The 8,722-nt window shown below is 59.2% G+C and carries 7 protein-coding genes; 5 read left to right on the plus strand and 2 right to left on the minus strand.

The window, feature by feature from the left end:
• Positions 1–159 precede the first annotated feature (159 nt).
• Positions 160–1,554 carry a NarK family nitrate/nitrite MFS transporter gene (locus FN633_RS00120; protein ID WP_154056337.1) on the minus strand — a complete coding sequence of 465 codons (1,395 nt, stop codon included), beginning with the start codon at positions 1,552–1,554 and terminating at the stop codon, positions 160–162.
• Positions 1,555–1,864: 310 nt separating this feature from the next.
• Here FN633_RS00120 and narX point away from each other — a divergent pair, with 310 nt between their 5' ends.
• Positions 1,865–3,661 carry a nitrate/nitrite two-component system sensor histidine kinase NarX gene (gene narX / locus FN633_RS00125; protein ID WP_154056338.1) on the plus strand — a complete coding sequence of 599 codons (1,797 nt, stop codon included), beginning with the start codon at positions 1,865–1,867 and terminating at the stop codon, positions 3,659–3,661.
• Positions 3,654–4,304, plus strand: a complete 651-nt coding sequence (gene narL, locus FN633_RS00130; protein WP_144814750.1) for a two-component system response regulator NarL — start codon at positions 3,654–3,656, stop codon at positions 4,302–4,304. The genes narX and narL overlap by 8 nt, the downstream gene beginning before the upstream one ends.
• On the opposite strand, the gene FN633_RS00135 is transcribed toward narL, so the two are convergent.
• Positions 4,305–5,687, minus strand: a complete 1,383-nt coding sequence (locus FN633_RS00135) for a YchO/YchP family invasin (RefSeq protein WP_154056339.1) — start codon at positions 5,685–5,687, stop codon at positions 4,305–4,307.
• Between the two features lie 238 nt (positions 5,688–5,925).
• Between FN633_RS00135 and FN633_RS00140 the strand changes: the two genes are divergently transcribed.
• From FN633_RS00140 to FN633_RS00150, 3 genes are all read left to right on the plus strand, one after another.
• On the plus strand, positions 5,926–6,438 hold the full coding sequence (locus FN633_RS00140) for a YbhB/YbcL family Raf kinase inhibitor-like protein (RefSeq protein WP_243731462.1): 513 nt from the start codon (positions 5,926–5,928) through the stop codon (positions 6,436–6,438).
• 18 nt (positions 6,439–6,456) lie between these two features.
• The gene (locus tag FN633_RS00145; RefSeq protein ID WP_042396102.1) at positions 6,457–6,810 is read left to right on the plus strand and encodes a DsrE/DsrF/TusD sulfur relay family protein; all 354 of its coding nucleotides are present in this window, start codon (positions 6,457–6,459) and stop codon (positions 6,808–6,810) included.
• 106 nt (positions 6,811–6,916) lie between these two features.
• On the plus strand, positions 6,917–8,701 hold the full coding sequence (locus FN633_RS00150; RefSeq protein WP_154056341.1) for a methyl-accepting chemotaxis protein: 1,785 nt from the start codon (positions 6,917–6,919) through the stop codon (positions 8,699–8,701).
• The last annotated feature ends 21 nt before the right edge of the window (positions 8,702–8,722 follow it).

The following is an 8,722-nucleotide window of genomic DNA, read 5'->3' on the forward strand; positions in this document are numbered from 1 at the left end:
ATTTCTGTACCGGAGGTATTAGGGGGTAGATCTTCTGTCAGGCCGCTTCTACGCTGCGGACCAGGTTGCTGAACACGTTCACCGATTTAAGTATGTTGTAACTATAAGCAAGGTAAAAAAAGCGCGGCATTGCGCCGCGCAAGGATAATCAACAGTGCTTTATTTTGTTTTAGCTTTACGTCCGTACACCGCCCAGGTGATAAACACGCAGGCAATATAGAACACGAGAAAGACTTTCATTGCCCCGGCCGGGGAGCCGGTAAGCGCCAGCGAAGTACCAAAGGCTTTCGGAATAAAGAAGCCGCCAATCGCGCCGATGGCCGAGATAAACCCGAGCGCCGCCGCCGTATCGGTTGCCGCCTCACGCAGCGCCTGCTCCTCGCTGCCGCCCTCGGCCTTCACTCGCTCCATGGTCATCTTGCGGAAGATCACCGAGATCATCTGGAAGCTGGATCCGCTGCCCAGCCCGGCAGTGAGAAACAGCATCAGGAAAACGGCGAAGAAGGCGCTAAAGTTGCCCTCGCTTCCCGCTGACGGCAGGGTCAGGAACAGCAGCGCGCTGAAGATCGCCATGGCTACAAAGTTCACCAGCGTGACGCGAACGCCGCCGAGGCGGTCAGAGAGCGCCCCACCCGCCGAACGGGCCAGTGCACCTACCAGCGGGCCAAAGAAGGCGAAGTGCAGGACATTGACGTCAGGGAACTGGGTTTTGGACAGCATGGCGAAGCCTGCCGAAAAACCAATAAACGAGCCAAAGGTTGCCAGATAGAGGAAGCCGAGGATCCACAGATGCGCCCGCTTCAGCACCGGCAGCTGCGAACGCAGCGAGGCTTTAGAGGTCGCCAGCTCGTTCATGCCAAACCAGGCCGCGAGGGTAAAGACAATCAGGAAAGGCACCCAGATCCAGGCGGCGTTCTCCAGGTAGAGCATGGAGCCATCTTCCTGCTGCACGCCGGTCGCGCCGAAAAAGGCAAACAGCGAGAAGGTGATCGCCAGCGGAGCCAGCAGCTGCATCACGCTTACGCCGAGGTTACCCAGCCCGCCGTTGATCCCCAGGGCGCTACCCTGCTTCTGCTTGGGAAAGAAGAAGCTGATGTTAGCCATGCTGGAGGCGAAGTTTGCTCCGGCAAAACCGCAGAGCAGAGAGATGATGATAAAGGTGCTAAATGAGGTGTTAGTGTCCTGAACGGCAATGCCCAGCCAGACACAGGGAACAATCATGATCCCGGTACTGAACGCGGTCCAGCGGCGACCGCCGAAGATAGGCACCATAAACGAGTACGGCACTCGCAGCAGCGCCCCGGAAACCGAGGGCAGCGCGGTCAGCATAAACAGCTGATCGGTCGTAAAATTAAAGCCAACTTTATTAAGATTAACCGCCACGGCGCTGAACAGCATCCAGACGCAAAACGCCAGCAGCAAACAGGGCACGGAGATCCACAGATTGCGGTTCGCCACGGCCTGGCCACGCTGCTGCCAGAAAGCAGGATCCTCCGGTCGCCAGTCGGTAATGACGGCTCCGGTGGTCCTTTCAGGTATTGAAGAGTGACTCATAGACACCTCTGATAAGGGATTTTAACCCCTGCCACCATAGGGTTTACGCCAGCGCTTAAGTTGATATAAATCAAAGGAAAAGATGTCATTTAAGCCGCGCTTAAACCGGACTACCCCTAAATGAGCAGCTGAAAACGCCAGAAAAACTGTGGTTTTTCACGCCGGTGACGCCTTTAGCGCCAGCCTCGCTCCAGCCCGTGTCTGACGCGACAATAAAGGAGTAACTCTTTTGGGGTATGGGTATACTCCAGGGTATAGCCGAAAATAGCCCCACTCCCGGTGACCTGCCGGGTCAGGAGTCTTGCCGTATATGCTAAAACGCCTCTTTTCACCGTTGACGCTGGTTAACCAACTGGCGCTGATCGTTCTGCTCTCTACCGCCATTGGCGTAACCGGGATGGCTATCTCTGGCTGGCTGGTACAGGGCGTCCAGGGCAGCGCCCATGCCATTAACAAAGCGGGCTCGCTGCGGATGCAGAGCTATCGCCTACTGGCCGCTATGCCGCTCACGGAAGCCGACCAGCCGCTGATCGACGAGATGACCCGTACGGCCTTCAGCCCGGAGCTGACCCAGGCCGCGCTGCGCGACGGCCAGCTTCCGCAGCTTGAGGGGCTCCAGCGTTACTGGCAGCGCAACCTTATTCCGGCCCTGGTGCAGGCGCGGGATCCAGCAGCCGTCTCGGGCGAGGTTGCCACCTTTGTTAACCGCCTCGATCGTCTGGTGAGCAGCTTCGATCGCCGCACCGAGCAGCGGATCGATCGCGTTCTGCTGGTGCAGCGCGGCATGGCAGTATTTATGGCCCTGCTGCTGGTCTTTACCGTGATCTGGCTCCGGGCGCGGCTGCTTCAACCGTGGCGGCAGCTGCTGAGCATGGCCCACGCCGTCAGCCAGCGCGATTTTACCCAGCGGGCGCACATCAGCGGACGTAACGAGATGGCTAAGCTCGGCATGGCGCTGAACAATATGTCCAGCGAGCTGGCCCAGAGCTATGCGGTGCTGGAGCAGCGCGTTAAAGAGAAGACCGCCGGTCTTGAGCAAAAAAATGAGATCCTCTCTTTCCTCTGGCAGGCCAACCGCCGCCTGCACATGCAGGTTCCGCTGTGCGAGCGCCTCTCACCAGTGCTTAACGGCCTGCAAAATCTCACCCTGCTGCACGACATTGAGCTGCGGGTCTACGATCTGGAAGATGAGGATAATCGCCAGGAGTTTACCTGCCAGCCGGACATGACCTGCGATGATATCGGCTGTCACCTCTGCCCGCGCGGCATCCTGCCTACGGGCGGCGGCGGCACAACGCTGAAGTGGCGGCTGGCGGATAACCATATGCAGTACGGCCTGCTGCTGGCGACCCTGCCTGCCGGGCGGCATCTGAGCCACGATCAACAGCAGCTGGTCGATACCCTGGTAGAGCAGCTTACCGCTACCCTGGCGCTGGATCGCCATCAGGAGCGCCAGCAGCAGCTGATGGTGATGGAGGAGCGCGCCACCATTGCCCGCGAGCTGCACGACTCTATCGCTCAGTCGCTCTCCTGTATGAAGATGCAGGTCAGCTGCCTGCAGATGCAGGGCGAAAGCCTGCCCGACTCCAGCCAGCAGCTGCTGGGGCAGATCCGGAACGAGCTGAATACCTCCTGGGCCCAGCTACGCGAGCTGCTGACCACCTTCCGCCTGCAGCTCAACGAGCCGGGCCTGCGTCCGGCGCTGGAGGCGAGCTGCCAGGAGTACAGCGCCCACTTTGGTTTCCCGATCAGGCTGGACTACCAGCTGCCGCCGCGCTTCGTGCCCTCCCACCAGGCCATTCATCTGCTGCAAATTGCCCGCGAGGCGTTGAGCAACGCCCTGAAGCACTCGGGAGCCAGTGAGGTGACCGTCACGGCGGTGCAGCAGGGGCGGCAGGTGAAGGTCAGCATTACCGATAACGGCTGCGGCGTGCCGGACAACGCTGAACGCACCAACCACTATGGCTTAATTATCATGCGCGATCGCGCCCAGAGCCTGCGCGGAGATTGTCAGGTCCGGCGGCGAGAGTCCGGCGGAACCGAGGTGGTGGTAACATTTATACCCGAAAAGCTTCTCTCATCCGTACAAGGAGATAAACATGAATAATCAGGAACCCGCGACGATCCTGCTGATTGACGATCATCCGATGCTGCGTACCGGCGTCCGGCAGCTTATTAGCATGGCAAGCGACGTCCGCGTGATCGGCGAAGCCAGCAACGGGGAACAGGGTATTGAGCTGGCGGAGACGCTGGATCCCGATCTGATCCTGCTCGATTTGAACATGCCCGGCATGAACGGTCTGGAGACGCTGGACAAGCTGCGGGAGAAGGCCCTCTCCGGGCGCGTGGTGGTTTTCAGCGTCTCGAACCATGAAGAGGACGTGGTCACCGCCCTGAAGCGCGGCGCGGACGGCTACCTGCTGAAGGACATGGAACCTGAGGATCTGCTGAAGGCGTTGCAGCAGGCTGCCGCGGGTGAAATGGTATTGAGCGAAGCGCTGACGCCGGTGCTGGCTGCCAGCCTGCGCGCCAACCGCGCCACCTCTGACCGGGACGTGACCCAACTGACGCCGCGCGAGCGCGATATCCTGAAGCTCATTGCCCAGGGGCTGCCTAACAAGATGATCGCTCGCCGTCTGGATATCACCGAAAGCACGGTGAAGGTTCACGTTAAGCATATGCTGAAGAAGATGAAGCTCAAATCCCGCGTGGAAGCGGCGGTCTGGGTGCACCAGGAACGTATTTTCTAATTAGCCCTCCGGCAGCTGCGGCCAGCGCGGAGCGGTATTCTGCGCACTCACCAGCGGCTCAGCCAGCGTGAGCGCGATCTCATTGGAAGAGACGCGCTGCCCCTGCTCATCCTCCACCGTTACCGACAGACGCCACGTATTATTCGCCCCCTCCTGACTGTTCCAGGCAGGCATAATAATGCTCCAGCCTTCACTGCTGTTGGCGTTCACCGGCGGGGTCAGGCTCAGGGCCTGGGTATCCCCCTGCCAGGTAATAGATCGGATGCCGTAGCGGCTGCGAACCTGAACCACCATCTGTACCGTTTCGCCTGGTTTCAGATCCCACGGCGGCGTGGCGAGAAATACCGACAGGGTTTTCCGCTGACGATACTCCACCACCGGCAGATTATTGCGCGTCGGGCTGTCATAGCGGCTACCCCGCAGGGAGCGGCTCTCGGCCACCTCGCTGGCGCTGAGCTGCTTTTTAAGCGGTACGCCGAAGCGATAGTTCAGATTCAGGCCAAGGTTGTTCTGGGTCTCTCCGCTCTCCCCCTGCTTATGCTGGGCGGTGACGGTAACCAGCGGCACCGGGGTATAGTTCACGCCAACGTTCACCGCGACAGGGTTGTGGTAGCCCGAGCCGGAGTCGAAGAGATCGACATTGTCGCCAAAGTACTGCTCCAGACTCAGGCTGGTATTGATATGTTCATAGAACGGCAGACGCGCCTGGGCGGTAACGTCATACCCCCGCGCCAGCCGCTGCTGAACCGCAGCCCCGGAGTAGTCCCAGCCTGAAAGCGGCTGATAGTAGTTGGCCGAGAAGCGCAAGTACTCGCCCCAGGCCTCCGCGCCGAGTCCGGCCCGCTGCAAATTCTCATCCAGCAGATTATCGTAGAAGGTGTTGTAGCCCAGCAGCCAGTGCCCGGCGACCCAGCGCTGGCCAATACCGGCATTGCTCACCAGGCCTTGATCCTGCTGGGTTAACCCCAGCTGGCTCCAGCTCAGATAGCGGTTGTTATCCTGCCATGGAATAAACCAGCTCCCCTGGCTGCCGGTAAAGCGTCCGTCATCGTTAACCAACACGTTAACGCTGGCATTACCCCAGGGTGAAAGCCACGACTCCAGCCGCTCATTCACGTTTTCGCTGACGGCGTCGCGGAACTGGCCAAAGGCAAACTGACGGGCCTGCTGCCCGGCGGTAAGGCCGTTATCGGTCTGGCTGGCTTCACCAAAGGCTTTCGCCACCTCGGCCACGCTCTTTATGCTCGCGTCACCGGTGGAGGTTAACCCCAGATCGGGCAGGCTATCGTTATCAAAAGGGTTATGCGGCGTCTGCTGTGCGATGGCGCAGGCATCGGTTACGCCTCCTGTCAGCAGCAAGAGTAGAAGAAGTCGAGTTTTCATCAGCGCGTTTGAGCGTAAATTCAGCGGTTGCGCCTCCGGTGTGGCCCACGGTAAAAGCGTTATTTTATCGTTTTTTACGACGTTTTTCAGTCTTAAGCACAATTTCAGGAAAAACCTTAACGGCTCCCGTCTCGTCAGGTCTACAGTTAATTTATCTCTTAATGCGTCTATTTATTGCAAGGTATGTCGAATGGTCACTATAAGCAAAACGTTAAAATGGGCTCTGTGGAGTTCACTGATGTTTTACGGCGCGGCTTCGCAGGCCAGCGCGCTGTTTACCCTGCAGTCGCCGGCGTTTGCCGATAATGGCCCGCTGGATAAAAAATTCGCAGGTAACGCCAAGGATAACCCTAACTGCACCGGTGAAAATCAGTCTCCGGTATTAATCTGGAATAATCCCCCGGCAGAGACTAAAAGCTTTGCCCTGATTGTCCACGATCCAGAGGGGGCAAAAGGTCTCGGCGTCACGCATCTGGTGGCGTACAATATCTCTCCGTCCGCCACCGGTTTTCCGGCTAACGCTCTGCGCGATGGCAAAGAGTTTACCGGCGGCAAAAATAGCCCCGGCACCGATCGCTGGTTTGGTCCCTGCCCGCCGCCTGGCAGCGGCGCGCATCACTATACCTTTACGCTTATTGCTACCAGCCAGACACCGGATCTTCCCGCCGGTCTGACCCGTGAAGCGCTGTTAGAGAAGCTGAAAGGTAAAGCTCTGGCCGCCACCGGCCTGATTGGCCGCTTCGGGCAGTAGCTTTTATAAGGAAGAAAAATGCAAAAGATCGTGATTGTCGCCAACGGCGCGGCCTACGGCAGTGAATCCCTGTTTAACAGCCTGCGCCTGGCGATCGCCCTGCGCGAGCAGGCCGAGGAGCTGGACCTGCGCCTGTTTCTGATGTCCGATGCGGTCACCGCCGGGCTGCGCGGTCAGAAGCCTGCCGAGGGCTACAATATTCAGCAGATGCTGGAGATCCTGACGGTGCAAAACGTGGCGGTGAAGCTGTGTAAAACCTGCACCGACGGGCGCGGCATCACCGAGCTGCCGCTGATCGACGGCGTTGAAATTGGTACGCTTGTCGAGCTGGCGCAGTGGACGCTGGCGGCGGATAAAGTATTAACTTTCTAATAATACCCTAACTGAAATATATTTTTCTTATAGTTCCTCGCTGGACATCAAGTTTACCTGCTGCGTTGCCGATAGGCTTTTAAACAACACAGCAGGTATAACAACTATGTTCAAGACGATCCGCGCACGCATTACCGCAGCCACCGCAGGCTGTCTGGCTGTCGCTTTACTGATCAACACCGTGATCAACTACCAGGTAACACGCCAGGATAACCAGCAGTCCCAGCGGGATATCCTCTCCAGCACCAGCATCAGCCACAGCGGCGCAATTGCCGACTGGGTTAACAACAAGATGACGATGATCGCTTCGCTGCAAAGCGCTGCGCTGACGGCGGATCCGGTTCCTAACTTCGCTCAGATTGCCCAGGCGGGCGGGTTTATCAACGTCTATGCCGGCTATGCCAGCAAAACGGCGAAGTTCTCCGATTCTAACGGCATCCCGGTCGACTACGATCCGACCATTCGTCCCTGGTATCAGCAGGCAGCGAAAGCCGACGCGCCGATCGTCACCGCCCCCTATGTTGATGCCGCCTCCGGCAAGCTGGTAGTGACCTTCGCCGTACCGGTGAAAGAGAACGGCACGCTGACTGCGGTGGTGGCAGGCGACGTGGCCATGGACAGCGTGGTCGCGAACGTGCGCACCATTCAGCCGACGCCGCAGAGCAGCGGTCTGCTGATCAACAGCGACGGAACGGTGATTGCCGCCAGCAATGCCGATCTGACTCTGAAGCCGTTCGGTGAGGCGATCGCCGGGGCGGATTTCAGTGCACTTCAGGCAGGTAGTCCAGTAGACGGCGAGTTTGCCGGGGCGCAGAAGGCGCTGATGGCGAAACCGATCAAGGGGACCAGCTGGCTGCTGGTGGTCGCCCTTGACACCAACGATGCCACCAGCGGCATGCGTGCCCTGCTGAAAGCGTCGGCCCTGTCGCTGATCGTGCTGGTGCTGATTGGCGTAGCGGTAATGCTGCTGCTGGTAACGACGATGCTGAAACGCCTGGTGACGATCCGCGATGCGATGCTGGCCATTGGCGACGGCACGGACGATCTCTCCCAGCGCCTGCCGGAGAGCGGTAATGATGAGGTGGCGCAGATTGCCCATGCCTTTAACATCTTCAGCGATAAGCTGGCGATGGTGATGGTGAAGCTGCGGGACTCCAGCACTTCGGTACAGCATGCGGCGCAGGAGATTGCCGCCGGTAACCAGGATCTCTCCGGCCGTACCGAGCAGGCGGCCTCCAGCCTGCGGGAAACCGCCAGCGCCGTAGAGCAAATCACCGCCTCGGTGGCCCAGTCAACCGACTCCGCTGCCCTGGCGAACAGCCAGGCGCATACTGCCTCTGAAGCGGCGTCGCGCGGTGGCAGCGTGGTGTCGCAGGCAATCTCGACCATGCAGGCCATTGAAGAGGCGTCGGCTAAAATCGGTGATATTACTAGCGTGATTGACGGGATTGCGTTCCAGACCAATATTCTGGCACTCAACGCCGCCGTAGAGGCCGCCCGTGCCGGTGAGCAAGGACGCGGCTTTGCGGTGGTCGCGGGTGAGGTTCGCACCCTGGCCAGCCGCAGCGCCGAGGCGGCGAAAGAGATCAAAACCCTGATCGAGTCGACGACGGATAGCGTGGCTACCGGGTCGCGCTACGTTCGTTTAGCTGGCGAAAGCATGACTGATATCGTCTCCAGCATCGACAGCGTCTCGGTCATTATGCGTGAGATCACCGTTGCCACCAGCGAGCAGATGAAAGGCATCCAGGAGATCAACCACGCGGTAATCGATCTCGATCGGATGGTGCAGCAGAACGCCGAGCTGGTGGTGCAGTCTGCCGCTGCCGCCGGGGCACTTCAGTCACAGGCGGGCGAGCTGGCGGAAACCGCAGGCCATTTCCGCATTTAATCCCCTCCCGGCGCGCTTTTG

The organism is Pseudescherichia vulneris (genome assembly GCF_902164725.1).
Classification (GTDB): domain Bacteria; phylum Pseudomonadota; class Gammaproteobacteria; order Enterobacterales; family Enterobacteriaceae; genus Pseudescherichia; species Pseudescherichia vulneris.